Origin of the sequence: Pseudomonas sp. GD03862 (genome assembly GCF_029840855.1) — a bacterium.
In the GTDB taxonomy this organism is placed as follows: Bacteria; Pseudomonadota; Gammaproteobacteria; order Pseudomonadales; family Pseudomonadaceae; genus Aquipseudomonas; species Aquipseudomonas alloputida.
Map to the genome: position 1 here is coordinate 170,152 of NZ_JAOCDI010000003.1, position 24,928 is coordinate 195,079.

Sequence of the window (24,928 nt, forward strand, 5' to 3'; positions counted from 1 at the left end):
CGCGGCAGATGGAATGGCCACCCGGAGTATGCTAAAAATGCAGCTGCAAGCCTTGAGCTACAAGCCTCAAGAAAAGAGCATCCATGCGCCGAGCTGCTTTCTTGCAGCTTGCCGCTTGCAACTTGCGGCTTCAATCCTACTGGTAGGCGTCTATGGAACAACCCCTGAAGGTGATGGTGATCGACGATTCCCGCACGATCCGCCGCACCGCGCAGATGTTGCTCGGTGAAGCGGGCTGCGAGGTGATCACCGCCAGCGATGGCTTCGATGCCCTGGCCAAGATCGTCGACCATCAGCCCAGCATCATTTTCGTCGATGTGCTGATGCCACGCCTGGACGGCTACCAGACCTGCGCGGTAATCAAGCACAACAGTGCCTTCAAGGACACCCCGGTTATCCTGCTGTCGTCCCGCGATGGCCTGTTCGACAAGGCCCGCGGCCGGGTGGTCGGTTCCGATCAGTTCCTGACCAAACCGTTCAGCAAGGAAGAACTGCTCGACGCGATCCGCGCCCATGTGCCCGGGTTTGCCGCACCTCAACAACACGCACCCTGACCGAGCCCCGCCATGGCGCGGTCCTACTTTCCTGATGGGGAAACAGCATGGCCCGAGTTCTGATTGTCGACGACTCGCCGACAGAGATGTACAGATTGACCGAATGGCTGGAAAAGCACGGCTACCAGGTGCTCAAGGCCAGCAACGGTGCCGACGGCGTGGCCCTGGCCCGGCAGGACAAGCCCGACGCGGTGCTGATGGACATCGTCATGCCTGGCATGAACGGCTTCCAGGCCACCCGCCAGCTCAGCAAGGACCCGGACACCAGCGCTATTCCAGTGATCGTGGTAACCACCAAGGACCAGGAAACCGACCGTATCTGGGCCACGCGCCAGGGTGCCCGTGACTTCCTGACCAAACCGGTGGAAGAGGAGGCGCTGATCGCCAAGCTCAAAGAAGTGCTGGGGGCTTGACCACCCGCCCGCAAGGCGCGTCGCTGACCGCCTTTGAGTTGTTGCTGGACATCGACCGGCGCTGTCGCCTGCTGGTTGCCGACCAGCCGCCGCAGGACAACCGCGTGCAGCAGTGGAGCGGCATTGGCTTTCGCATTGCCGGGCAGTGGTTCGTCGCGCCCATGGGCGAAGTGGCCGAGGTGCTGCGCGAGCCGCGCAGTAGCCGCGTTCCCGGCGTGCAGCCGTGGGTGTGCGGGGTGGCCAACCTGCGTGGCCGGCTGTTGCCGGTGATGGACCTGAGCTGCTTCTTCGGCCTTGGCCACGCCGCACCGGGCAAGCAGCGGCGAGTGCTGGTGCTGGATCACGACGACCTGTTCGTCGGTTTGCTGGTCGACGAGGTGCTGGGCCTTCAGCACTTTGCCCTCGACAGCCTGCAGCTGTCGCCGCCGCAGCCGCTGATCCCTGCCGCTGCACGCTTTGTGCAGGGGTATTTTCCGCGTGAACGTAACTGGGCGATCTTCAGCCCCTTTGCCCTGGCCCAGGCCCCGGGCTTTCTCGATGTGGCGTTATAGGACCTGCGAACGTGAACAAGCCTGCCACCCCCGTCACTGCCACCACCGTGAGCCCACGTACCCGCAGCATCGCGCAGATCACCGTGCTGTTCCTGATCCTGATCCTTTCGATCATCTTGCTGTTCGCCAACTTTGCTTACCTGAATACCCAATCCAACTACGACAAGCAGTACATCGGCCATGCCGGCGAGCTGCGCGTGCTGTCGCAGCGTATCGCCAAGAACGCCACCGAGGCGGCCACCGGCAAGGCCCTGGCCTTCAAGCTGCTGTCGGATGCGCGCAATGACTTCGAACGGCGCTGGGGTTACCTGCGCCAGGGTGACAAGTCCACTGGCCTGCCGCCTGCGCCACCTGCGGTGCGTGACGAGATGGAATCGGTACGCCGCGACTGGGAAAACCTGCGCAAGAACACCGACATCATCCTGGCCAGCGAGCAGACCGTGCTGTCGCTGCACCAGGTGGCAGCGACCCTGGCCGAGACCGTGCCGCAGCTGCAGGTGGAATACGAAAAAGTGGTCGAGATCCTGCTGCAGAGCGGTGCCCCGGCCAATCAGGTTGCGGTGGCCCAGCGCCAGCTGTTGCTGGCCGAACGCATCCTTGGCTCGGTCAACACCGTGCTGGCCGGTGACGACAGCGCCGCCCAGGCGGCCGACGCCTTCGGCCGTGACGCCGGGCGCTTTGGCCAGGTGCTGGAGGGCATGCTCGATGGCAATGCGACAATCCAGATAACCCGCGTCGAAGACGCCGATGCGCGTGCGCGGCTGGCCGAAATCGCCGAGTTGTTCCAGTTCGTTGCCGGTTCGGTGGATGAAATCCTCGAAACCTCCCCCGAACTGTTCCGTGTGCGGGAGGCTGCGGGCAACATCTTCAGCCTTTCGCAAACCCTGCTCGACGAAGCGTCGCACCTGGCGAACGGTTTCGAGAACCTGGCTGGCGGGCGCACCCTCGACACCGTTGGCGGCTATGCGCTGGGGCTGCTGGCGCTGGCCTCGATCATCCTCATCGGCCTGGTCATGGTGCGCACCACCAACCGCCAACTGCGCGAGACCGCAGAAAAGAACGAACGCAACCAGCAGGCCATCATGCGCCTGCTCGACGAAATCGAAGAGCTGGCAGATGGCGACCTGACGGTGACCGTATCGGTGACTGAAGACTTTACCGGCGCCATTGCCGACTCGATCAACTATTCCGTGGACCAGTTGCGCGACCTGGTCGCCACCATCAACCACAGTGCAGTGCAGGTCGCTGCCGCCGTGCAGGACACGCAGAACACTGCGCGGCAGCTGGCCAAGGCCTCCGAGCACCAGGCTGCACAGATCAGCGAGGCGTCCGAGGCGGTGGGTGACATGGTCGAGTCGATCGATCGGGTTTCGGCGCATGCTTACGAATCGGCCAAGGTGGCCGAGCGTTCGGTTGCCATCGCCAACAAGGGCAACGAGGTGGTGCACAACACCATCAACGGCATGGACAACATTCGCGAGCAGATCCAGGACACCGCCAAGCGGATCAAGCGCCTGGGCGAGTCCTCACAGGAAATCGGCGATATCGTCAGCCTGATCGACGACATTGCCGACCAGACCAACATCCTCGCCCTGAACGCCGCCATCCAGGCCTCGCTGGCCGGTGAGGCCGGGCGTGGGTTTGCCGTGGTTGCCGACGAGGTGCAGCGCCTGGCCGAACGCTCATCGTCTGCCACCCGCCAGATCGAGGCGCTGGTGCGTACCATCCAGGCCGATACCAACGAAGCGGTGATCTCCATGGAGCAGACCACCGCCGAAGTGGTGCGTGGCGCACGCCTGGCCCAGGATGCCGGGGTGGCGCTGGCCGAGATCGAAGGGGTATCGCAGAACCTCGCCGACCTTATCCACAGCATCTCCGACGCTGCCCAGTTGCAGACCTCGTCGGCCGGGCAGATCTCCCACACCATGGCGGTGATCCAGCAGATTACCGCGCAGACCTCCGCCGGCTCCGGTGCCACCGCCGACAGCATCCGCCACTTGGCCCGCATGGCCAGCGAGATGCGCCGTTCGGTGTCCGGTTTCACCCTGCCACCCCCTACCGAGCCGCGTTGAGGAATAGTGACCATGGCTTCTGCAGTAAGCCCCGAGCGTCACGAAACAGTGGCGCTGGCCTGGACCAAGGCCGCCATCCTCGATTGCCTGGGCCAGGCACGGCAGGCGCTGGAGCGCTTTGCCGGCGAGACGGGTGACCTGTCGATGATGGCTTTCGTGGTCGACAACCTGCACCAGGTGCACGGCTGCCTGCGCATGCTCGAACTGCGCGGCGCCACGCGCCTGGCGGAGGAGCTGGAGCTGTTTGCCAGGGCGTTGGCCGACGGCCAGGTCAGCCCCCGGGGTGATTGCCTGGGTGCATTGTTCCGCGGCCTGGAGCAGTTGCCCTCGTACCTGGAGCGGTTGCGCGGTGCTCGCCATGACCTGCCACTGGTGATGCTGCCGTTGCTCAACCAGCTGCGCGCCTGCCGGGGGGAGGAACCGCTGGCTCAGGCCAGCCTGATGACCGGCGCCGCCCAACGCTTCGCGGGTGACGATGACCTTGCCAACCTCGACCTGTCGCTGGGCAACTGGCGTGACCAACTGCAGGCCGGGTCGGGGCGCGATGCGCTGCGTTCGGTGGTGACTGCACTGTGCGATGACTTGATGCGCATCAAGGAGCGCCTGGACCAGTTCGGGCGCGGCGACCGTCAGCACCGCGAACAGCTCGATGCGCTGTTGGCGCCGTTGCGCCACGTGGCTGACACCCTGGCGGTACTGGGCTTTCAGCAACCGCGGCGGGTGATCATCGACCAGGTGCTGGCGTTGCAGGCATTGGCTCAGGGCGAGCGGGCGGTGGACGACGCGGTGTTGATGGATGTGGCGGGGGCCCTGCTGTACGTGGAGGCCTCCCTGAACGGCATGGTCGGTCCTTTGGAGGAAAACGGCCAAGGCAGCCTGCCGGGCTCGGACCTGGCCGAAATACGCCAGCTGGTGCTGAATGAATCGCTGAACGTGTTGCAGCAGGCCAAGGATCTGATCGGCGATTACCTGGAGTCCGACTGGCCGCGGCAACGCCTGCAGCCCTTGCCGGGGCTGTTACAGCAGATCCGCGGGGCATTGGCCATGTTGATGCTGCCGGCCGTGGCCGAGCTGTTTGTCGGCTGCGCAAGCTATGTGCAGCGTTGGTTGCAGCACCAGGAGGAAGAGCCGCCGATTGATGAGCTGACGCACTTGGCCGAGGCACTGAGCGCTGCCGAATGCTACCTGCAATGGCGGACGGCAGACCCGCTGGCCGATGGCCAACCCTTTATCGAGATGGCACGGGCCAGCCTGGCGGCGCTGGGTGTGCAGTGCGCGGTGGTCGGGGCCAGCGCAGACCTGGACGGCAGTGGCGACGGCATCGATGACGAGCTTCGCGAGGTGTTCCTTGATGAAGCGGGTGAGCTGCTGCCGGAAATCGAGCGCCACTGGCTGCGCTGGCGTGCCGACAACCAGCAGCGCGAGGCACTGGGCGAAGTGCGTCGCGCGCTGCATACACTCAAAGGCAGCGGCCGCATGGTGCATGCCGAGGCGGTGGCTGAACTGGCCTGGGGCGCCGAGCACCTGCTGAACCGGGTGCTCGAGGGCCGCAGCGTGCTCAGCCCGGAAGGGGTTGTAGCGCTGCAGCAGGTGTTCGTTCACCTGCCTGACCTGCTGGCCGACTTTGCCGCCGGCCAGTTGCCGCAACTGACTGAAATCGAGCAATTGGCCGGGCATCTGCACAGCCTGGCCGAAAACGATGCCCCGGCGGCTGCCGGTGTCGATGGCCTCGATCCGCAGTTGCTGGGTATTTTTCGCAGCGAGGCGCAGGGCCATCTGGCCAGCCTTGAGGTTTATCTGCAAAACACCGGTGGCCACGACACGCCGGTCAGCGATGACTTGCAGCGTGCCTTGCACACACTCAAAGGCAGTGCCGCCATGGCCGGTGTGATGCCGGTGGCCGAACTGGCCACTGCCTTCGACCGCCTGGCCCGTGAGTACAAGGGCCATCAACTGCCACTGCAAATGGCCGAAATGGAATGGCTGGAGGCTGCGCGGTCGTTGTTCCATCTGGGCTTGGCGCAACTCGATAGCACGCCCCTGGCCGCCATCCCCGGTGCCGCGGAACTGATCGAGCAGGTTGGCCAGGCCGTGGACCGCCGCCTGGCCAGCCTGCATGAAGACCCGCACCATGCCGGCCGCAGCAAGCGTGATCCGCAGTTGGTCGCCAGCTTCCTGGCCCAGGCCATGGACATCCTGCTCGATGCAGAGACGTTGTTGTCGCGCTGGCAGCAACAGCCCGCCCAGCGCGACGCACTGGATAACCTGCTCGACCAGATGACCACCCTGGGGCACGCCGCGCACCTGGCCGACCTGTGGCAGATGGATGACGTGTGCGAGGCGTTGCTGGACCTGTATGGCGCTGTGGAGGAGGGCAGCCTGCCTGCCGATGCCCGCTTCTTCAGCCAGGCGCAGCGGGCCCATGAAGCCTTGCTGGACATGCTGGACGAAGTGGCGGCCGGGCAGGATATTCCACCGCGCCCGGAGCTGGTCGACAGCCTGCGCAACCTGCTGGACCAGGCCTTGGCGCCAGATGCCACCGGCCTGGTGGGCATCGATACGGTCACACCACTGCACCCGGACATGGACCTGTCCGATACCTTGGGGTTGCCACGCCCGCCGTTGCAACCGCAGGTGGCCGAGCCGCTTGCCGAGGAGCCGGAAAGCCCCGGCGAAGAGCTGCTGGAAGTGTTCCTGGAAGAAAGCTCGGACATCGTCGAGAGCGCCGCGGCGGCCCTGGCGCGCTGGCAGGCCGACCCGCGCAGCAGCGTCGAGGTGGACAACCTGATGCGCGACCTGCACACCCTCAAGGGCGTGGCGCGCATGGTCGAAATTACCCCGATCGGCGACCTGGCCCACGAACTGGAGTTCCTCTATGAGCTGTTGGCTGCGGGTAGATTGCCGCCAAGCGCGCCACTGTTCGCACTGCTGCAAAACTGCCACGACCGGCTGGCGCATATGCTTGACGCTGTGCGCCTGGGGCAGCCGCTGCATGCCGCTACAGCGCTGATCGACTACATTCGCAACTTCAGCAGCGCCGCACTGACAGACAGTGCCGCGGGCCAGGGGCCGCCAGAAGCTGCCACCGCCGAAGTACCGGCAGCAGCGCCAGAGCGGGCACCGGGTGACATGGTCAAGGTCGACGCCGAGCTGCTCGACGACCTGGGTAACCTGGCCGGCGAGCACTCGATCATCCGGGGGCGCATCGAGCAGCAGGTCAACGACGCGCAGTTCGCCCTCAACGAGATGGAAACCACACTCGAGCGCATGCGTGATCAGTTGCTGCGTCTGGATGTCGAGACCCAGGGGCGAATCTCCAGCCGGCAGCAGTTCGAAGGCGATGCCTATGACGACTTCGACCCGCTGGAAATGGACCGCCACTCCCAGCTGCAGCAGCTGTCACGGGCCCTCTTCGAGTCTGCCTCGGACCTGCTCGACCTGAAGGAGACCCTGGCTCAGCGCGCTCAGGAGGCCTACAGCCTGCTGCAACAGCAGGCACGGGTGAACAGCCAGTTGCAGGAGGGCCTGACGGCCACCCTGATGGTGCCGTTCGAGCGCCTGGTGCCGCGCTTGCAGCGCGTGGTGCGGCAGGTGGCCAGCGAGCTGGGCAAGCAGGTGGAACTGGTGGTTGGCAATGCCGAGGGCGAACTGGACCGCAGCGTGCTGGAACGTATGGTGGCGCCGCTGGAGCATATGCTGCGCAACGCCGTTGACCACGGCCTGGAAAGCCGCGCAATGCGCCTGGCCGCCGGCAAGCCGGAGCAGGGCACCATCCATCTGAATTTGCTGCATGAGGGCGCCGATATCGTCATCGAAATGACGGATGATGGTGCCGGCGTGCCCCTGGAGGCGGTGCGGCGCAAGGCCATCAAGCGCGGCCTGCTGGACCCGCAGGCGCAGTTGAGTGACCACGAGATCCTGCAGTTCATCCTGCGGCCAGGCTTTTCCACCGCCGAAAAGATCACCCAGATTTCCGGGCGCGGGCTGGGCATGGATGTGGTGCACGAGGAGGTCAAGCAACTGGGTGGCTCGATGAGTATCGAGTCGGCGCAGGGCAAGGGGGCGCGTTTCCTGATCCGCCTGCCGTTCACCGTGTCGATCAACCGTGCGCTGATGGTGCACCTGGGCGAAGAGCAATACGCCATTCCGCTCAATACCATCGAGGGCATCGTCCGCGTGCCACCTGCCGAGCTTGCGGCGTGCTACCAGCTGGACTCGCCGCGCTATGTCTATGCCGGCCACGAATACGAGCTGCGCTATCTGGGCGAGTTGCTGCAAGGCCTGCCGCGCCCCGCGCTGCTGGGGCAGAGCGTGCCGTTGCCGGTGCTGCTGGTGCATTCCAAGGAGCAGTCGTTCGCCATCCAGGCCGACAGCCTGTCGCCCAGCCGCGAGATCGTGGTGAAAAGCCTGGGGCCGCAGTTTGCCGCGGTTGCCGGGTTATCGGGGGCGACACTGCTGGGCGATGGCCGGGTGGTGCTGATTCTTGACCTGCTGGGCCAGCTGCGCGGCCAGCAGCGACGGCTGGCCCGCTTGCCTGGTGGCGGTAGCCAACGCCAGTTGCTTGGCCCGGCACCGCGCCGTGCCTTGCTGGTGATGGTGGTGGACGATTCGGTAACCGTACGCAAGGTAACCAGCCGCCTGCTGGAGCGCCACGGTATGAGCGTGCTTACGGCCAAGGATGGTGTCGATGCCATGGCCCTGCTGGAAGAGCACCGGCCTGACGTGTTGTTGCTGGACATCGAAATGCCGCGCATGGACGGCTTCGAGGTGGCCACACGCATCCGCCGTGACGCACGGCTGAAAGACTTGCCGATCATCATGATCACCTCGCGCACCGGCCAGAAGCACCGGGACCGCGCCATGGCCATCGGCGTCAACGAATACCTGGGCAAGCCGTACCAGGAATCGCTGCTGTTGCAGAGCATCGCCCATTGGAGCCAGGCCCATGCTTGAACTGATTTCCGGCCAGCGCAGCAGCCTGACCGGGCTGTTGCTGCCGTTGGGCGACCGCACGCTGGTGTTGCCCAACGTGGCGGTGGCCGAGTTGAGCGGTCAGCGTAACCTGGTGTGCCAACACGGCGACCCCGCCTGGCACCTGGGGTGGATCGACTGGCGTCAGCAACGCCTGCCGTTGATCGGTTTCGAGGCCGCGTGCGGTGGTGAGACGCCGTGCGGCGAGCGGGCTCGCGTGGTGGTGCTCAATGCGTTGGGCGATACCGGTTTGCGCTACCTGGCGCTGTTGCTGCAGGACATTCCGCGCTCGTGCAAGCTCGACAGTCAGCTTAACTACGTGGATGTGGCGCTGGGCAGGTTGGAGCTGGCGGCGGTGCAGGTGGGTGAGCAGGTGGCGCGGGTGCCGGACCTGGTCGCATTGGAAAGGCTGGTGCGTGACGCGGATCTGCAACCTGACCTTGGTTAGGATGTGAGGCGCAGGGCCTCTTCGCGGGTAAACCCGCTCCTACAATGGCTGCGCGCTCCGTTGTAGGAGCGGGTTTACCCGCGAAGGGGTCATCAGCATCACAACAGGAACCCAGCCCACCTCAGGAGGTCTGTGTTTGCATGTATTACGGTGAACGCTTCAACGCCTGGACCCACCTGGTCGGTGCCGTCCTCGCTGCTATTGGTGCCATCTGGCTGATCGTGGCCGCGGGCCTGCAAGGCGACCCGTGGAAGATCGTCAGCTTCTCCATCTACGGCGGCACGCTGCTGTTGCTGTACAGCATTTCCACCCTGTACCACAGCACCCGTGGGCGGGCGAAAGTGATCATGCGCAAGCTCGACCACCTGTCGATCTATCTGCTGATTGCCGGCAGCTACACGCCGTTTTGCCTGGTCAGCCTGCGCGGCCCTTGGGGATGGAGCCTGTTCGGCGTGGTCTGGGGGCTGGCGATCATCGGCATGTTGCAAGAGATCAAGCCGCGCTCCGAGGCGCGGATCCTTTCGATCATCATCTATGCGGTAATGGGCTGGATCGTGCTGGTGGCAGTCAAGCCACTGCTGAACTCGCTGGGCACGGCCGGCTTCGCCTGGCTGGCTGCCGGCGGCGTGTTCTACACCGTCGGCATCATCTTCTTCGCCTTCGACAGCCGCTTCCGCCACTGGCATGGCATCTGGCACCTGTTCGTCATCGCTGGCAGCCTGATGCACTTCGTGGCGGTGTCGTTCTACGTGCGCTAGTTAAAAATCGCCCCACAACTGCTGTGCCACCGACATCGCCACCACCGGCGCGGTCTCGGTGCGCAGCACGCGCGGCCCAAGGCGTGCTGCGTGGAAACCGGCGGCTTTGGCCTGCTCGACCTCGGCTTCGCTAAGGCCGCCTTCGGGGCCGATCACGAAGGCCAGGGTGGCGGGCTTTTCATGGCTGGTGAGCGGCTCGGCCACCGGGTGCAGGACCAGCTTCAGGTCAGCCTTGGTGCTGCTCAACCATTCAGCCAGGGTCACGGGTGGGTGGATGACGGGCAAGGTAGAACGCCCGCATTGTTCACAGGCGCTGATCGCCACTTGGCGCCAGTGGGCCAGGCGCTTGTCGGCGCGCTCATCTTTCAGGCGTACTTCGCAGCGCTCGCTGACGATCGGGGTGATTTCGTTGGCACCAAGCTCGGTGGCCTTCTGGATCGCCCAGTCCATGCGCTCGCCACGGGAAAGGCCCTGGCCCAGGTGCACATGCAGCGGTGAATCGGCCTGGCCGGCAAAGGCCTGGTCAAGGCTGACGCGGACAGTTTTCTTGCCCACCTCGAGCAACTGACCACGGTATTCCTGGCCGCTGCCATCGAACAGCTGCACGGCGTCGCCGGGTGCCATGCGCAGCACGCGGCCAATGTAATGGGCCTGGGCCTCGGGCAGGTCGTGCTCGCCAAGGCTCAGGGGGGCGTCGATGAAGAAGCGGGACAGTCTCATGGGTTTGCTCGGTAAATAGAGAGACGCAGATCCCCTGTGGGAGCGGGCGTGCCCGCGAATCAGGCGCCGCGGTGCCTGGCAAGGGCTTCGCCCTTGTTCGCGGGCTCGCACGCTCCCACAGGAAAAGTGGTGTGGCGAATTGCCGGGCCTAGCCCGGGTCGCGGAAGTCGGGGTGGAAGTTGGCCGGCACTGCGACACTGACGCTGTCGCGGGTGGCGATATCGATGCCTTCGCTGGCCACTTCGGCAAGGAAGTCGATCTGCTCGGGGGTGATCACGTACGGCGGCAGGAAGTACACCACGCTGCCCAGCGGTCGCAGCAGGGCGCCGCGGGTCAGGGCGTGCTCGAACACCTTCAGGCCACGGCGCTCCTGCCAGGGATAGGCAAGCTTGCCTGCCTTGTCTTGCACCATTTCGATGGCCAGGGCCATGCCAGTCTGGCGTATTTCGGCAACGTGAGCATGATCGGCCAGGTGTGCAGTGGCTGTGGCCATGCGCGTGGCCAGGGCCTTGTTGGCCTCGATCACGTTGTCCTGCTCGAAGATATCCAGGGTCGCCAGCGCTGCAGCGCACGCCAGCGGGTTGCCGGTGTAGCTGTGCGAGTGCAGGAATGCGCGCAGTGTCGGGTAATCGTCATAGAACGCCTGATACACCTTGTCGGTGGTCAGGCAGGCGGCCAGCGGCAGGTAGCCGCCGGTGAGGGCCTTGGACAGGCACAGGAAATCCGGGCGGATGCCGGCTTGCTCGCAGGCGAACATCGTGCCGGTACGGCCGAAGCCCACGGCGATCTCATCGTGGATAAGGTGCACGTCGTAACGGTCGCAGGCCTCGCGCAACAGCTTGAGGTACACCGGGTGGTACATGCGCATGCCACCGGCACCCTGGATCAGCGGCTCGACGATCACGGCGCTGATCGAGGCGTGGTGTTCGGCCAGGGTCTGCTCCATGGCCTGGAACATGTTGCGCGAGTGCTCCTCCCAGCTCATGCCCTCCGGGCGCAGGTAGCAGTCAGGGCTTGGCACCTTGAGGGTGTCGAGCAGCAGCGCCTTGTAGGTTTCGGTGAACAGCGGCACATCACCAACCGACATGGCGGCAATGGTTTCGCCGTGGTAGCTGTTGGTCAGGGTGACGAAGCGCTTCTTGTCCGGTTTGCCGATGTTCTGCCAGTAGTGGAAGCTCATTTTCAGCGCCACTTCGATGCACGACGAGCCATTGTCGGCATAGAACACCCGGTCGAGACCGGCCGGGGTCATGGCGACCAGGCGTTCGGACAGCTCGATCACTGGCTGATGACTGAAACCGGCCAGGATCACGTGCTCGAGCTGGTCGACCTGGTCCTTGATGCGCTGGTTGATGCGCGGGTTGGCATGGCCGAACACGTTGACCCACCAGCTGCTCACCGCATCCAGGTAGCGTTTGCCCTCGAAGTCTTCCAGCCACACGCCTTCGCCGCGCTTGATAGGAATCAGCGGCAGCTGCTCGTGGTCTTTCATCTGGGTACAGGGGTGCCACAGGACCTTGAGGTCGCGTTGCATCCACTGATCATTGAGGCCCATGGGCACTTCTCCTGGCTTTGCGGCTTGGTTCGACCGCGTAAGCCTAAGCAATGCCGCAGGGCAGGACAACCGCTGCCGTTCAATGGCGGTGGGTGCCGGTCCATTCGAGCTTGCGGATATGCACGGTGCCGGCGTGCGAGGTGGAGATGGTCAGGCGCCGAAAGGGGCCGTCAATCACCTGGTAGTAGGGGTGTGTAGCGATCGGGCCCGGGCGAGCGTCCCGGAAGCCGCTACCTTCGAGGGTGAGCCAGTAGAAAATGCGGGGGGATGGCGCAACCAGGTCATAGTCGATGTTCTCGGCATCGAACAACATGTGCAGGTCTTCGCCCAGAAAGTCGCTGACTACGTAGTACTCCAGCCGCAGGGACTCGACCTCTTGAGCGAAAGCAATGGAAATTTCGCTGTGTTCGCCAATGACCAGCTCGGTACCGTCCTCGCCCTTGAAGGCTTCGTGAAAGCCGGTCCAGGACGTGCTGCTGGCGTGGAAGCTCAGGCCTGAGGCTGTGCGAAGTGTCTGCCTGTGTAACAGAAGCTGCCGCTCCACTTGGTTGAAGCGCTCCTCGAAGATCATGCGCAGGCCCTCCTGGCGGGCTTTTTGCCATCTTCGCCAGCTTCGCCTACCACCCTGTGACATGGCTACTGGCAAAAATGTCAGTTGCCAAAAGGACTTGATGTCACTGCGCTGGCAGGGTGCTCGGACCTGACGTATTCTTAACGCATCTTCCTGGGGCATTCCTGCCTCTCCCCGTTTCTGTAACCTCTGACTCGGAGTTCGCCGACATGGCTGCTGCTTGGGTGCGCCTGTGCGCGTTGGTATTGATTGGTGTGTCCAGCGGCGCTGCGCTGGCAAAAGACAAGACGCCCACGGCGATTGTCGTGGGGGGTGGCCTGGCAGGCCTGACGGCAGCCTACGAGCTGCAGAACAAAGGCTGGCAGGTGACCCTGCTGGAGGCCAAGGCGGGCATGGGCGGGCGTTCGGGCCTGGCCACCAGCGAGTGGATCGGCAACGCCAAGGCACAGCCGGTGCTCAACCAGTACCTCGACCGTTTCAAGCTTGAAACACTGTCGGCGCCCGAGTTCGTGCGTACCCCGGGTTACCTGATCGACGGCGAGTACTTCAGCGCCAGCGACCTGGCCACCAAGCAACCGGCCACTGCCGAGGCGCTCAAGCGTTACGAGAAAACCCTCGATGACCTGGCCCGCTCGATCGATGACCCGCTGAACCCGCAGGCAACCAGCACGCTGTTCGCCCTCGACCAGATCAACGTCTCCACCTGGCTGGACAAACTGCAACTGCCGGCCACCGCCCGTCAGTTGATCAATCAGCAGATCCGCACCCGCTACGATGAACCGTCGCGCCTGTCGCTGCTGTACTTCGCCCAGCAGAACCGCGTCTACCGCGGCGTCAGCGACCGCGACCTGCGCGCTGCGCGCCTGCCCGGTGGCAGCCCGGTGCTGGCCCAGGCTTTCGTCAAGCAGCTGAAAACCATCAAGACCAACTCGCCGGTTACCGCCATTGTCCAGGACAAGGATGGTGTCACGGTAAAAGTCGGCAGCGTCGGCTACAAGGCGGATTATCTGGTCATGGCTGTGCCCCTGCGCGCACTGGCCAAGATTCAGATGACCCCTGGCCTGGACAGCCAGCACCTGGCGGCGCTCAAGGGCACCAACTATGGTTGGCGCGACCAGATCATGCTCAAGTTCAAGAAGCCCGTTTGGGAAAGCCGTGCACGCATGTCGGGCGAAATCTACAGTAACGCCGGCCTCGGCATGCTGTGGGTCGAGCCGGCGCTCAAGGGTGGTGCCAATGTGGTGATCAACCTGTCCGGCGATAACGCTCGCCTGCTGCAGGCCTTTGGTGAAAAGCAGATGGTCGACCAGGTGCTGATCCGTCTGCATGCGTTCTACCCCCAGGCCCGTGGCGCGTTCACCGGTTACGAGGTCAAGCGATACAGTGCTGATGCTGGCACGGGTGGTGCCTACCTGGCCTACGGCCCAGGGCAGATCAGTAAATACTGGCGCCTGTGGGAACGTCCGGTGCAGCGCATGACCTTTGCCGGTGAGCACACGGATGCCCTGTACCCGGGCACCCTGGAAGGCGCCCTGCGCAGTGGCCAGCGTGCGGCCAGCCAGGCACAGGACCTGTTGGCCGGCAAGTCGTTCGACCCGGCCAAGGCGCTGCCGGTTGCGGCGGCGGCAGGTGCGGTGGCCGCCAAGGAGAGCAAGGGCGGGTTCTTCTCCAATATGTTCGGCGGTTCGTCCGACAAGGGCGACAAAGCTGACAAGGCGCCGGCCAAAGCTGAGCCTAAGCAGGCCGAAGAGGCCAAGCAGGACAAGCAGGACAAGCCAGGCTTCTTCAAGCGCCTGTTTGGCGGGGCGCAAGCGCCAGAGGCGAAGGTTGAGCCAATTGCCAAGGCTGAGGAAGTGGCGCCTGCACCTGCGCCCGCTCCACAGGCGGCTCCGGCTCCTGCAGCGCCTGCGCCTGTGGCCAAGGAAACGGCTGCCAAGCCTGCGGCAACCAAAGCCGCTCCCGCCAAGCATGCGCCCGCGCACAAGCCAGCCCACAAGCCTGCCGAGACGAAGAAGGCGACAGCCAAGTCGGAGCCTGCGAAGAAGCCTGTAACCAATACCCAGGCCAAGGCGGGCTGATCGATCGACAGTGCCGGCCTGTTCGCCTGAGGGCCGGCACTGCAACCCCAACTCTCCTACTATCGTTAATGTTTTCTTAATGGTCAGCTAACAGAATAAATATCGGATTCCTCGATAATCCAAAGCAATTTTTTCCGCTTTTCTTCGATACGTTACGCGTTAGTCTGTGCATAGCTTTCACGGGGAAACACGCAACATGCAACTGCGCAATTCACCTTCTCGCTACGGCGTGGTCAGCATCATCCTGCACTGGGGCGTGGCGCTGGCAGTTTTCGGCCTGTTCGGCCTGGGCTTGTGGATGGTCGGCCTGGACTACTACAGCCCTTGGCGCAAAGCTGGCCCGGACTTGCACAAGAGCATCGGCCTGGTGCTGCTGGCGGTGATGCTGCTGCGGGTAGTCTGGCGTTTCATCAGCCCGCCACCACCGGCACCAACCAACCATGGTGCGGTCACACGCCTGGCGGCCACGCTGGGCCACCTGGCCCTGTACCTTGGGCTGTTTGCGGTGATGGTTGCCGGTTACCTGATTTCCACCGCCGACGGCGTCGGCATTCCGGTGTTCGGCCTGTTCGAAGTGCCGGCACTGATCAGCGACCTGCCTGACCAGGCAGATGTGGCGGGTGTGGTTCATTTGTGGCTGGCTTGGGGGCTGGTGATTTTTGCCGTGCTGCATGCCCTTGCCGCGCTCAAGCATCATTTCATCGACCGTGACGCGACCCTGACTCGCATGCTGGGCCGCAAAGCTTGACTCTCAACCTCAATTACACAGGAAGGAACAGGATGTTGAAAAAGACTTTTGCCGCTCTGGCGCTCGGTACCGCTCTGCTCTCTGCTGGCCAGGCCATGGCTGCCGAGTACAAGATCGACAAGGAAGGCCAGCACGCGTTCGTTGACTGGAAAATCAGCCACCTGGGCTACAGCTTCATCCACGGTACTTTCAAGGATTTCGACGGCAGCTTCACCTGGGACAGTGCCAAGCCTGAAGCCAGCAAGATCAGCGTCGACTTGAAAACTGCCAGCCTGTGGTCGAACCACGCCGAGCGTGACAAGCACATCGCCAGCGCCGATTTCCTCGACGTGAAGAAGTACCCGGACGCCAAATTCGTCTCCACCAGCGTCAAGTCGACTGGCGACAAGACGGCTGACGTGACTGGCGACCTGACCATGCACGGTGTCACCAAACCGGTGACGTTCAAGGCTACCTTCAACGGTGAAGGCAAGGACCCATGGGGTGGTGAGCGCGCAGGCTTCAACGCCACCACGACGCTGAACCTGAACGACTTCGGCATCAAAGGCCCAGGTGCTACCTCGCAGACCCTGGACCTGGATATCAGTGTCGAAGGTGTGAAGCAGAAGTAATTTCTGCCAGCTGAAAACCGAGGGGGCCGCTTTGCGGCCCTATCACGACACAAGGCCGCGCCCGCAGAGATCAAGAAATTCTCTGCAGGCGCGGCCTTGTGTCGTGATAGGGCTGCGAAGCAGCCCCCTCGGTACTTCTATCAGCCCTTGCGGGTCAGCAGCGCTGGGCGCTCACCGCGTGGGCGGCTTGGCAGGTCATCCAGTTGCTCAGGCGTCGGGAAACGGTCCAGCTTGGACTCCTTGCGAATGATCACTGGCTGTTTTTCCGGCTGACGCGGGTTGCGCACGGCCGGCTCTTGCCGGGCAGCATCGTCACGCGCTGGGCGACCACGGCCACCGCCGCCATCACGACGGGCACCGCCACCGTTGTTGGCGCGAGGCGGGCGTTTTTCTCCGCCACCACTGCGTGGCTGGCCGCCATTGCGAGCTTGGCCCTGGCCGCCAGCGTTGCTGCGTTGGCCATTGCCTTGCCCCTGACCTTGGCCAGCACCACCCGGGCGGCGGTTGCGGCCCTGGTTCTTGCCTTGGTACGGGCTGACATAGTCGGCGCGGTTACCGAAGTTATCGAGCTCGTCGTCCAGGAATTCTTCCGGGTCGCGGTCTGCCGGCGGCTTCGGAACGCTGTTACTGCTGGCCTGCTGCGGGCGTGGCTTCTTGTCACGCGGCTTGCGCGGTTGCTGCTTGTCGCCGCTCTTTTCCTTGTCGTCCGGCTTGGCCGCAGCTTGCTGCCTGGCTTTGCCTTTGTCCTTGCCTTTGTCCTTGCGGCCGCCGTTGCTGTCTTTAGCACCTTCGCCACGGGCTTGCTGGTTGCGGCCGCCGCGGCCGTTGTTCTGTGGGCGCTCGCGTGCTTCGGGCTTTTCGGCTTCGACCTGGCTGGCGTCGAAGCCCATCAGGTCGCCATCCGCGATGCGCTGCTTGGTCACCCGCTCGATGCTCTTGAGCAGCTTCTCTTCATCTGGCGCGACCAGGGAAATTGCTTCACCCGACCGACCGGCACGGCCGGTACGGCCAATGCGGTGGACGTAGTCCTCCTCGACATTCGGCAGCTCGAAGTTGACAACGTGGGGCAACTGGTCGATGTCCAGGCCGCGGGCAGCGATGTCGGTGGCGACCAGTACGCGCACGCTGTTGGCCTTGAAGTCGGCCAAAGCCTTGGTGCGGGCGTTCTGGCTCTTGTTGCCGTGGATCGCGGCGGCGGTCAGGCCTTGCTTTTCCAGGTACTCGGCCAGGCGGTTGGCGCCATGCTTGGTTCGAGTGAACACCAACACCTGTTCCCAGGCACCCAGGGTAATCAGGTGCGCCAGCAGGGCACGCTTGTGGCTGGCAGGCAGGCGATACACCCGCTGCTCGATACGCTCGACGGTGGTGTTCGGCGGGGTGACCTCGATACGCTCCGGGTTGTGCAGGAGCTTGTCGGCGAGGTCGGTGATGTCCTTGGAGAAGGTGGCCGAGAAGAGCAGGTTCTGGCGTTTGGCCGGCAGGCGGGCGAGGACCTTCTTGACGTCGTGGATGAAGCCCATGTCGAGCATGCGATCGGCTTCATCAAGTACCAGGATTTCCACGTGGGCCAGGTCGACCTTGCCTTGACCGGCCAGGTCGAGCAGGCGGCCTGGGCAGGCGACCAGCACATCAACGCCTTTGGCAATGGCCTGGATCTGCGGGTTCATGCCAACGCCGCCGAAGATGCAGGCGCTGACCAGTGGCAGGTCACGGGCATAGACCTTGAAACTGTCATGCACCTGGGCTGCCAGTTCGCGGGTCGGTGTCAGGACCAGCACGCGAGGCTGGCGTGGGCCGTGGCGCTGCGATTTGTCGGGATGGCCGGCCGGGAACAGGCGCTCGAGAATCGGCAGGGCGAAGCCGCCGGTTTTACCCGTACCTGTCTGTGCGGCAACCATCAGGTCGCGGCCTTGCAACACGGCGGGAATAGCCCGCTGTTGCACGGGGGTCGGCTGGGTGTAGCCCGCAGCCTCGATAGCGCGGACAAGAGCCTCGGAGAGACCGAGGGAAGCAAAGGACATGGGCGATCCTGTTCTCGTGTGGGCTGGGCCCGTTGGGATGTTCTGCCTGGCGCGACGGGCATCGATGAAATGCGATCGCGTCCGGTCCAGCTGGGCTTTCACTGCACATCCGGGAAACGGAGGCTGGACGCGAAGGGGCGTCGGTACCGATCGGGATGCCTGTTGCGAGGCCGAGCGTCCGGGCGTGAGCCGGGCGGGAAGGCCCGAGTATAACAGAGCTATCGCGCTGTGCTGCTTTCCTGCTGCTCAACGGCGTTGAGAATGTTTCCAGTGTCGCTTGTATAACGGTTGCTGATCGCTGCATAGGCCGGCTCCTGCTTGAACCGCTGCAGCTCTTCGGCAAAGGCCACGGCCAGTGCCTCGCGCCCAGGCTTGCGCACCAGGCCCAAATACTGCGCCTGGCGGCTGACTACCAGCGGCAGTTCTTCGACTTGCTGTTGCAGGCCGAGCTGGCGGAGCAGGTAATGCCCGACCCTGCGGTCGGTGATCGCCAGGTCGATACGGCCCAGCACCAGCTTGCCGAAGTTGGCTTCGTGGGTGGGTGCGGCTTCGCGCTTGAAGTGCGGGGCCTCGGTGAACGCTTTACCGTAGGCGTAGCCGGGTGATGTGCCGACGGTGAGGCCGGCGAGGTCGTCCAGGTGGGTGACGGTATGGCGGCGCGTGCGGCTTTGGAACAGGACGAATTCGACCTCCGACATGGGTTCGGAGCCGTACACCATGTAGGGTTGGCGCGCCTCCGTCTGGAAAATGTCGAGAATGCCATCGGCCAGGCCCTGCTCAGCCATCGCCAAGCAGCGCTTCCAAGGCAGGAATTGCCACTCCACCTCGACGCCGAGGCGTGCGAAGACCTGGCTGGCGACTTCGTAGTCGATGCCGCGCGGTTGGCCGTTGTGCTGAAACACATAAGGTGCCCAGTCGTCGGTTACCAGGCGCAAGCGTTCGCCCAGAGCCAACGGGCTCAGGCAAACGAGCAGCAGGATCCAGAACAGACGGGCGATATGTGGCATGGCCGGAGATTACGCGCTCGGCCGGTGTACGGTAAAGGCATGCATTATCGATGTGGGAGCGGGCGTGCCCGCGAACACCGGCGAAGCCGGTGCCAACGATCGGGTTGCTCTCTTCGCGGGCACGCCCGCTCCCACCAGACCGCGCAAGGCAATGAGTTTTGCGGGCACATCAGGCTTGAGTGGTTCGCAGCAGATGCGCCTCGATATCCTTGCGCCGCTCGCCCAGCGATAGCCGTAGCCCCGGATGGCGCAGGCACTGACGCAGCCGCTCGGGCTCCACGTGGCCGTAGCGGTCATTGAGGTTTTCCAGGGCCTTGTCCCACCAGGCGGACGCACAGGCGCGGTCGAACTCATTGGGGTAGGGGTAGCAGCCATAGAGCAATTCGCGGGCGAACTGGCGCTCGTGACTGGGCAGGGTCAGGCTCAACGCCTTGTAACCCAGGCGGTGCAGAGTGGGTGGCCGCGGCAGTTGGTCGTTGACCAGCGCAACGTCGGCCAAGGCCGAGGGGCTGAGTGGGTCGTGCTCGTGCTTGCGCAGCCAGGCCTGGATCTTGGCGCGGAACTGCGCCTTCCGGCTCCAGTAGTGATGGATGACATCGGTACACTCGGCCAGCTCCAGGTTGCGGTAGGCCGCTACTGCCAGGCAGAACTCCTCGAGGGTATAGGCCTCCCGAGCCAAGGGGTAGAATTCGTCCATCATGGCGATGGAGCGGTCCAGGGTGTCGCAGTTCTCGGCAGTGAGGCCGATAACGCCGGAATTGACGAGCGGCATCTGGCAGTCGGCCAGTCCCCGGGACTCGAGAATGGCCAGCAGGTTCTTGTACAACAGGCACTTCTGGTCAGCGCCGTAGCGCGTGCCGATGGCGTTGCACAGCAGGCGGTTGGGCGCCACGCGGGCGAACAGATGCAACGGCGAAGTGCGGAAGAAGGTGTCGGTGTCGATCAGCACTGCCAGCGGGTGTTGCTGCAGTACCTGGCGCAACAGCACATGCTTGCTGCGAAAGTGATAACCGTGCGGGGCATTCCATGCCTGGCGCGTGGCCTCGTCCAGCAGGTGGACGGTGACGGGCAGCCTGGCGTAGGGCTGCGCATTGTCGGTGTAGACCTGGATGTCCATGGCCTCGCCGGCTGCGCTGCCTAGCTGGGCGAGGGCGCTGACGATGCTGAAGCAGGCTTCCTGATGGTAGGTTGCCGGGCCAAAAGCCAGGTAAACAAGCTGTGGGCGCGAAGGTTGGGTGTGCTGCATGGCAGGCAAGACCTGTTTAACCCGAAAATGAATAAGGCTTTAGTCTATGACCAAAGCCTTAATCATTTCTTAAGCAGACTTTGCCAAAAGATTTCAGCGCGGCAGCTTCAGGTTGTTCCAGATCGCCAGGCTCGGTTCAGCCTGGTTCAAGGTATAGAAGTGCAGGCCCGGCGCGCCGCCTTGCAACAGCTGTTCGCACATGCGGGTAATCACTTCTTCGCCGAACGCCTGGATGCTGGCGGTGTCGTCGGCATAGGCTTCCAGCTGCTTGCGGATCCAGCGCGGGATCTCGGCGCCACAGGCATCGGAGAAGCGGGCCAGCTTGCTGTAGTTGGTGATCGGCATGATGCCCGGTACCACCGGAATGTCCACGCCCAGCTTCTGTGCACGCTCGACGAAGTAGAAGTAGCTGTCGGCGTTGAAGAAGTACTGGGTGATGGCGCTGTCGGCACCGGCCTTGACCTTGTGCACAAAGTTGGCCAGATCCGCCTCGAAGTTGCGCGCCTGCGGGTGCATTTCCGGGTAGGCAGCCACTTCCAGGTGGAAGTGATCAGCGGTTTCCTGGCGGATGAACTCGACCAGGTCACTGGCATAGCGCAGTTCACCACTGGCCATGCCCATGCCCGACGGCAGGTCACCACGCAGAGCGACAATGCGTTTGATGCCGGCTGCCTTGTACTCGGCCAGCAGGGCACGCAATTCGGCCTTGGTGTCGCCCACGCACGACAGGTGCGGCGCGGCAGGTATCTTCACTTCGCTTTCCAGCTGCAGCACGGTGTTGAGCGTGCGGTCGCGGGTCGAGCCACCGGCACCGTAGGTGCAGGAGAAGAAGTCCGGGTTATAGGTGGCCAGCTGGCGGGCGACGCCCATCAGCTTTTCGTGACCGGCATCGGTCTTGGTCGGGAAGAACTCGAAACTGTAGCGGCGTTCTTGTGACATCAGGCGTTCCTCTGGCAACAAGCGTCTGGCGGCAAGCTGCAAGTAAAAGCCAGATCGGTGATGGCCGGTCTGGCTTGGGCGTCGTTCAAGATCTGTGTTTCCGGAGCTGCAAGTGGCAACGGCACGGTATGCCTTTGCCTGCCACTTGCAGCTTCAAGCTTGCCGCTTAGTAGCGGTAGGCGTGCGGCTTGAACGGACCTTCGACGGTCACGCCGATGTAGTCGGCTTGCTGCTTGGTCAGCTGGGTGACCACGCCGCCGAAGCCGCGGACCATTTCCAGGGCCACTTCTTCGTCGAGTTTCTTCGGCAGCACTTCAACGGTCAGGCGCTCGGCTTTCTTTTCGGCCGGCAGGTCAGCGAACTTCTGCTCGAACAGGAAGATCTGTGCCAGAACCTGGTTGGCGAACGAGCCGTCCATGATGCGGCTTGGGTGGCCAGTGGCGTTGCCCAGGTTGACCAGGCGGCCTTCGGCCAGCAGGATCAGGTAGTCATCGTTCTGCGGGTCGAAGCTGCCAGCGCCGGTACGGTGGATCTTGTGAACCTGCGGCTTGACCTCTTCCCAGGCCCAGTTCTTGCGCATGAAGGCGGTGTCGATCTCGTTGTCGAAGTGGCCGATGTTGCAGACTACGGCACGCTTTTTCAGGGCCTTGAGCATGTTGGCGTCGCAGACATTGACGTTACCGGTGGTGGTCACGATCAGGTCGATCTTGCCCAGCAGGGCCTTGTCGATGCTGGCTTCGGTGCCGTCGTTGATACCGTCGATGAACGGCGAGACCAGCTCGAAGCCGTCCATGCAGGCCTGCATGGCGCAGATCGGGTCAATTTCGGAGACCTTGACGATCATGCCTTCCTGACGCAGGGACTGGGCCGAGCCCTTGCCCACGTCACCGTAGCCGATCACCAGGGCCTGCTTGCCCGACAGCAGGTGGTCGGTACCACGCTTGATGGCATCGTTCAGGCTGTGACGGCAGCCGTACTTGTTGTCGTTCTTGCTCTTGGTGACCGAGTCGTTGACGTTGATCGCCGGGACTTTCAGCTCGCCCTTGGCCAGCATGTCCAGCAGGCGGTGTACGCCGGTGGTGGTCTCTTCGGTCACGCCGTGCACGCGGTCCAGTACCTGCGGGTACTTCTTGTGCAGCAGTTCGGTCAGGTCACCACCGTCGTCGAGGATCATGTTGGCGTCCCATGGCTGGCCATCTTTCAGGATGGTCTGCTCCAGGCACCACTCGTACTCTTCTTCGGTTTCACCTTTCCAGGCGAAAACCGGGATACCGGCGGCGGCGATCGAGGCGGCGGCCTGGTCTTGAGTCGAGAAGATGTTGCAGGACGACCAGCGCACTTCGGCACCCAAGGCAACCAGGGTTTCGATCAGCACGGCGGTCTGGATGGTCATGTGGATGCAGCCCAGGATCTTCGCACCCTTGAGCGGTTGCTCGGCCAGGTACTTGCGACGCAGGCCCATCAGCGCAGGCATTTCCGATTCGGCAATGATGGTTTCGCGACGGCCCCAGGCGGCCAGGGAGATGTCGGCGACTTTGTAATCGGTAAAACCAGCAGGCATGTTTGCAGCGCTCATGAGAGCCTCCATTCGTAATGTGCGAATGGGCGCCGTTGTGCGTTAAGCGCTCGCGGGAGCGAGCAACGCCCCATCCGAGCCTGACAGGCCTAGCCTGCTGCAGCGCCCCTCGGACAGGTGGCGGGCATGGCTCCGCTGTGGGCAACCATGTAAAACGGCGCAGATTATAGCTGCCCCCGCCGGCTTGCCCAAGGTTTTCCGTCGATTAATCGCGACGATAGTCGATGTTCAATGGAGCGAAGGCAGCCGCTCTGCCATCATTGCTACACGTTAGCCAAGCAGGTCAGGAGTACAGATGAACTTTCACACCCGCAAGTGGGTTAAACCCGAAGACCTCAACCCCAATGGCACCCTGTTCGGTGGCAGCCTGTTGCGCTGGATCGATGAAGAGGCGGCGATCTACGCCATCGTCCAGTTGGGCAACCAGCGTGTGGTGACCAAGTACATGTCGGAAATCAACTTCGTCAGTGCTTCGCGTCAGGGTGACATCATCGAGCTGGGCATCACCGCTACCGCGTTCGGCCGCACCTCGATCACCCTCAAGTGCGAAGTGCGTAACAAGATCACCCGCAAGAGCATTCTGACTGTCGACAAGATGGTGTTCGTCAACCTGGGCGAGGATGGCTTGCCGGCAGCCCATGGGCGCACCGAGATCAAGTACGTGCAGGACCAGTTCCCGGATTCGGCAGTCGAATAGACCCTGGTTGCCTGTGCCGGCCTCTTCGCGGGTGAACCCGCTCCTACAGGGGGACGCGCCCCCGTAGGAGCGGGTTTACCCGCGAATGGGCCGCAAAGCGGCCCCGGCATTCTCAAGGCTGGGCGCTGACCTTGCGCACCACCCGCCCAATGCTCAACCCCTGCACCAGAATCGACGACAACACCACGATGTAGGTGATCGACAGCAGCAGGTCCCGTTCCTCGCCCAGCGGTAGCGACAGTGCAAGTGCCACCGACACGCCACCGCGCAGGCCACCCCAGGTCAGCACCCGCACCGTGCCTTTGGGCACCGGGCGCCAGCGCCGCAGCAACACGATCGCCGGGGCCACCGTCAACAGGCGCGACAGCAGCACTGCCAGCGCCAGCACGCCGCCGGCCGCCAGGTGCATCCAGTTGAACGGCAGCAGCAACAGCTCCAGGCCGATCAATGCGAACAGCAGGGCATTGAGCATGTCGTCGATCAGCTCCCAGAAACCGTCCATGTAACGGCGGGTCATGTCATTCATCGCCAGGTTGCGCCCCAGGTTGCCGATGATCAGGCCTGCCACCACCATGGCGATCGGTGCCGACACATGCAGCTCGTAGCACATCGCCGAACCACCGATTACCAGCGCCAGGGTCAGCATGACTTCCACCTGGTACTGCTCGACGCTCTTGATCATGCGGTAGGTGGCGTAGCCGATCAGGCCACCGAACACCACGCCGCCAATGGCCTCGCGGGCGAACAGGATCGCCGTGTCGGCCATGCTCGGTGTTTCACCCAGCTGGATGATGCCCAGCAACACGGTGAATACCACGACTGCCGTGCCGTCGTTGAACAGTGACTCGCCGACGATGGTGGTTTTAAGCGGTTTGGGCGCATTGGCAGTACGCAGCGCGCCAAGCACGGCAATCGGGTCGGTTGGTGAGATCAGTGCACCAAACAGCAGGCAGTAGATCAGGGGCACCTGCCAGCCGAACAGGGCAAACACCCAATGTGACAGGTAGCCGATGACCACGGTGGCAATCAGCACGCCCAAGGTAGCCAGCAGGCCGATTGGCCAGCGGTAGCTGCGCAAGTCGCTGAGGTTGACGTGCAGGGCGCCGGCAAACAGCAGGAACGCCAGCATCCAGTGCATGAGCAGATCGTTGAAGTCGATCTGGTTCATCAGCCCTTCGACGCGCTCTTCCAGGCCAGGGAAGCCGACAAGGCTCAGGCCTTGCAATATCAGGGAAAACAACAGCGCCGTAACCATCACGCCGATAGCGGGGGGCAGGCCGATGAAGCGGTAATTGACATAGGTAAGAAGGGTGGTGAGGCAAATAAACGCGGCAACTAATTCAAGCATCCCGAATCCTGTAACAGTGGCTTCCAAGTCGTTACCCGAGTGAC

The 24,928-nt window shown here is 63.4% G+C and carries 20 protein-coding genes and 1 riboswitch; of the genes, 11 read left to right on the plus strand and 9 right to left on the minus strand.

What is annotated here, in order from left to right; translation table 11 throughout:
• Positions 1–152: 152 nt before the first annotated feature.
• The 7 genes from N5D53_RS03605 to N5D53_RS03635 all read left to right on the plus strand — a co-directional run bounded on the left by N5D53_RS03605 (position 153) and on the right by N5D53_RS03635 (position 9,767).
• Entirely contained in the window at positions 153–554 is a 402-nt protein-coding gene (locus N5D53_RS03605; RefSeq protein ID WP_010955560.1) for a response regulator, read from the plus strand.
• A 47-nt stretch (positions 555–601) separates the two neighbouring features.
• Positions 602–967: a twitching motility response regulator PilH gene (pilH, locus tag N5D53_RS03610; protein ID WP_003249327.1), complete on the plus strand. Its 366-nt coding sequence runs from the start codon at positions 602–604 to the stop codon at positions 965–967.
• A complete protein-coding gene (locus tag N5D53_RS03615; RefSeq protein WP_010955559.1) occupies positions 964–1,518 on the plus strand; it encodes a chemotaxis protein CheW in 555 nt (184 codons plus the stop codon). The genes pilH and N5D53_RS03615 overlap by 4 nt, the downstream gene beginning before the upstream one ends.
• Before the next feature lie 47 nt (positions 1,519–1,565).
• Complete coding sequence (locus N5D53_RS03620) at positions 1,566–3,590, plus strand: methyl-accepting chemotaxis protein (RefSeq protein ID WP_231114307.1); 2,025 nt, start codon at positions 1,566–1,568, stop codon at positions 3,588–3,590.
• A 12-nt stretch (positions 3,591–3,602) separates the two neighbouring features.
• The gene (locus N5D53_RS03625; protein WP_266022061.1) at positions 3,603–8,543 is read left to right on the plus strand and encodes an Hpt domain-containing protein; all 4,941 of its coding nucleotides are present in this window, start codon (positions 3,603–3,605) and stop codon (positions 8,541–8,543) included.
• Positions 8,536–9,009 carry a chemotaxis protein CheW gene (locus tag N5D53_RS03630; RefSeq protein ID WP_003249336.1) on the plus strand — a complete coding sequence of 158 codons (474 nt, stop codon included), beginning with the start codon at positions 8,536–8,538 and terminating at the stop codon, positions 9,007–9,009. Before N5D53_RS03625 ends, N5D53_RS03630 begins: the two co-directional genes overlap by 8 nt.
• A 140-nt stretch (positions 9,010–9,149) precedes the next feature.
• On the plus strand, positions 9,150–9,767 hold the full coding sequence (locus N5D53_RS03635) for a hemolysin III family protein (protein WP_014754668.1): 618 nt from the start codon (positions 9,150–9,152) through the stop codon (positions 9,765–9,767).
• On the opposite strand, the gene N5D53_RS03640 is transcribed toward N5D53_RS03635, so the two are convergent.
• From N5D53_RS03640 to N5D53_RS03650, 3 genes are all read right to left on the minus strand, one after another.
• Positions 9,768–10,487, minus strand: a complete 720-nt coding sequence (locus N5D53_RS03640) for a 16S rRNA (uracil(1498)-N(3))-methyltransferase (protein WP_104962683.1) — start codon at positions 10,485–10,487, stop codon at positions 9,768–9,770.
• 148 nt (positions 10,488–10,635) lie between these two features.
• Positions 10,636–12,042 carry an adenosylmethionine--8-amino-7-oxononanoate transaminase gene (locus N5D53_RS03645; protein WP_010955554.1) on the minus strand — a complete coding sequence of 469 codons (1,407 nt, stop codon included), beginning with the start codon at positions 12,040–12,042 and terminating at the stop codon, positions 10,636–10,638.
• Between the two features lie 79 nt (positions 12,043–12,121).
• Entirely contained in the window at positions 12,122–12,613 is a 492-nt protein-coding gene (locus N5D53_RS03650; RefSeq protein WP_104962682.1) for a hypothetical protein, read from the minus strand.
• 209 nt (positions 12,614–12,822) lie between these two features.
• Here N5D53_RS03650 and N5D53_RS03655 point away from each other — a divergent pair, with 209 nt between their 5' ends.
• From N5D53_RS03655 to N5D53_RS03665, 3 genes are all read left to right on the plus strand, one after another.
• On the plus strand, positions 12,823–14,691 hold the full coding sequence (locus tag N5D53_RS03655; protein ID WP_190869880.1) for a flavin monoamine oxidase family protein: 1,869 nt from the start codon (positions 12,823–12,825) through the stop codon (positions 14,689–14,691).
• Between the two features lie 196 nt (positions 14,692–14,887).
• A complete protein-coding gene (locus tag N5D53_RS03660; protein ID WP_104962680.1) occupies positions 14,888–15,439 on the plus strand; it encodes a cytochrome b in 552 nt (183 codons plus the stop codon).
• A gap of 32 nt (positions 15,440–15,471) precedes the next feature.
• Entirely contained in the window at positions 15,472–16,050 is a 579-nt protein-coding gene (locus N5D53_RS03665) for a YceI family protein (protein ID WP_020191536.1), read from the plus strand.
• Positions 16,051–16,190: 140 nt separating this feature from the next.
• On the opposite strand, the gene N5D53_RS03670 is transcribed toward N5D53_RS03665, so the two are convergent.
• The 5 genes from N5D53_RS03670 to ahcY all read right to left on the minus strand — a co-directional run bounded on the left by N5D53_RS03670 (position 16,191) and on the right by ahcY (position 22,839).
• The gene (locus N5D53_RS03670; RefSeq protein WP_020191535.1) at positions 16,191–18,071 is read right to left on the minus strand and encodes a DEAD/DEAH box helicase; all 1,881 of its coding nucleotides are present in this window, start codon (positions 18,069–18,071) and stop codon (positions 16,191–16,193) included.
• A gap of 218 nt (positions 18,072–18,289) precedes the next feature.
• Complete coding sequence (locus N5D53_RS03675; RefSeq protein ID WP_104962679.1) at positions 18,290–19,078, minus strand: transporter substrate-binding domain-containing protein; 789 nt, start codon at positions 19,076–19,078, stop codon at positions 18,290–18,292.
• Positions 19,079–19,247: 169 nt separating this feature from the next.
• Complete coding sequence (locus N5D53_RS03680) at positions 19,248–20,324, minus strand: hypothetical protein (RefSeq protein ID WP_104962678.1); 1,077 nt, start codon at positions 20,322–20,324, stop codon at positions 19,248–19,250.
• Positions 20,325–20,417: 93 nt separating this feature from the next.
• Complete coding sequence (gene metF / locus N5D53_RS03685) at positions 20,418–21,263, minus strand: methylenetetrahydrofolate reductase [NAD(P)H] (protein WP_003249357.1); 846 nt, start codon at positions 21,261–21,263, stop codon at positions 20,418–20,420.
• A gap of 166 nt (positions 21,264–21,429) precedes the next feature.
• Complete coding sequence (gene ahcY / locus N5D53_RS03690) at positions 21,430–22,839, minus strand: adenosylhomocysteinase (protein WP_021783768.1); 1,410 nt, start codon at positions 22,837–22,839, stop codon at positions 21,430–21,432.
• Between the two features lie 20 nt (positions 22,840–22,859).
• Positions 22,860–22,956, minus strand: a riboswitch (S-adenosyl-L-homocysteine riboswitch).
• A gap of 178 nt (positions 22,957–23,134) precedes the next feature.
• On the opposite strand from ahcY, the gene N5D53_RS03695 reads away from it, so the two are divergent.
• Complete coding sequence (locus tag N5D53_RS03695) at positions 23,135–23,536, plus strand: hotdog domain-containing protein (protein ID WP_003249362.1); 402 nt, start codon at positions 23,135–23,137, stop codon at positions 23,534–23,536.
• A 112-nt stretch (positions 23,537–23,648) separates the two neighbouring features.
• Here the strand turns inward: N5D53_RS03695 and N5D53_RS03700 are convergent, their stop codons facing one another.
• Positions 23,649–24,884 carry a sodium:proton antiporter gene (locus N5D53_RS03700; protein ID WP_104962677.1) on the minus strand — a complete coding sequence of 412 codons (1,236 nt, stop codon included), beginning with the start codon at positions 24,882–24,884 and terminating at the stop codon, positions 23,649–23,651.
• Positions 24,885–24,928 lie beyond the last annotated feature (44 nt).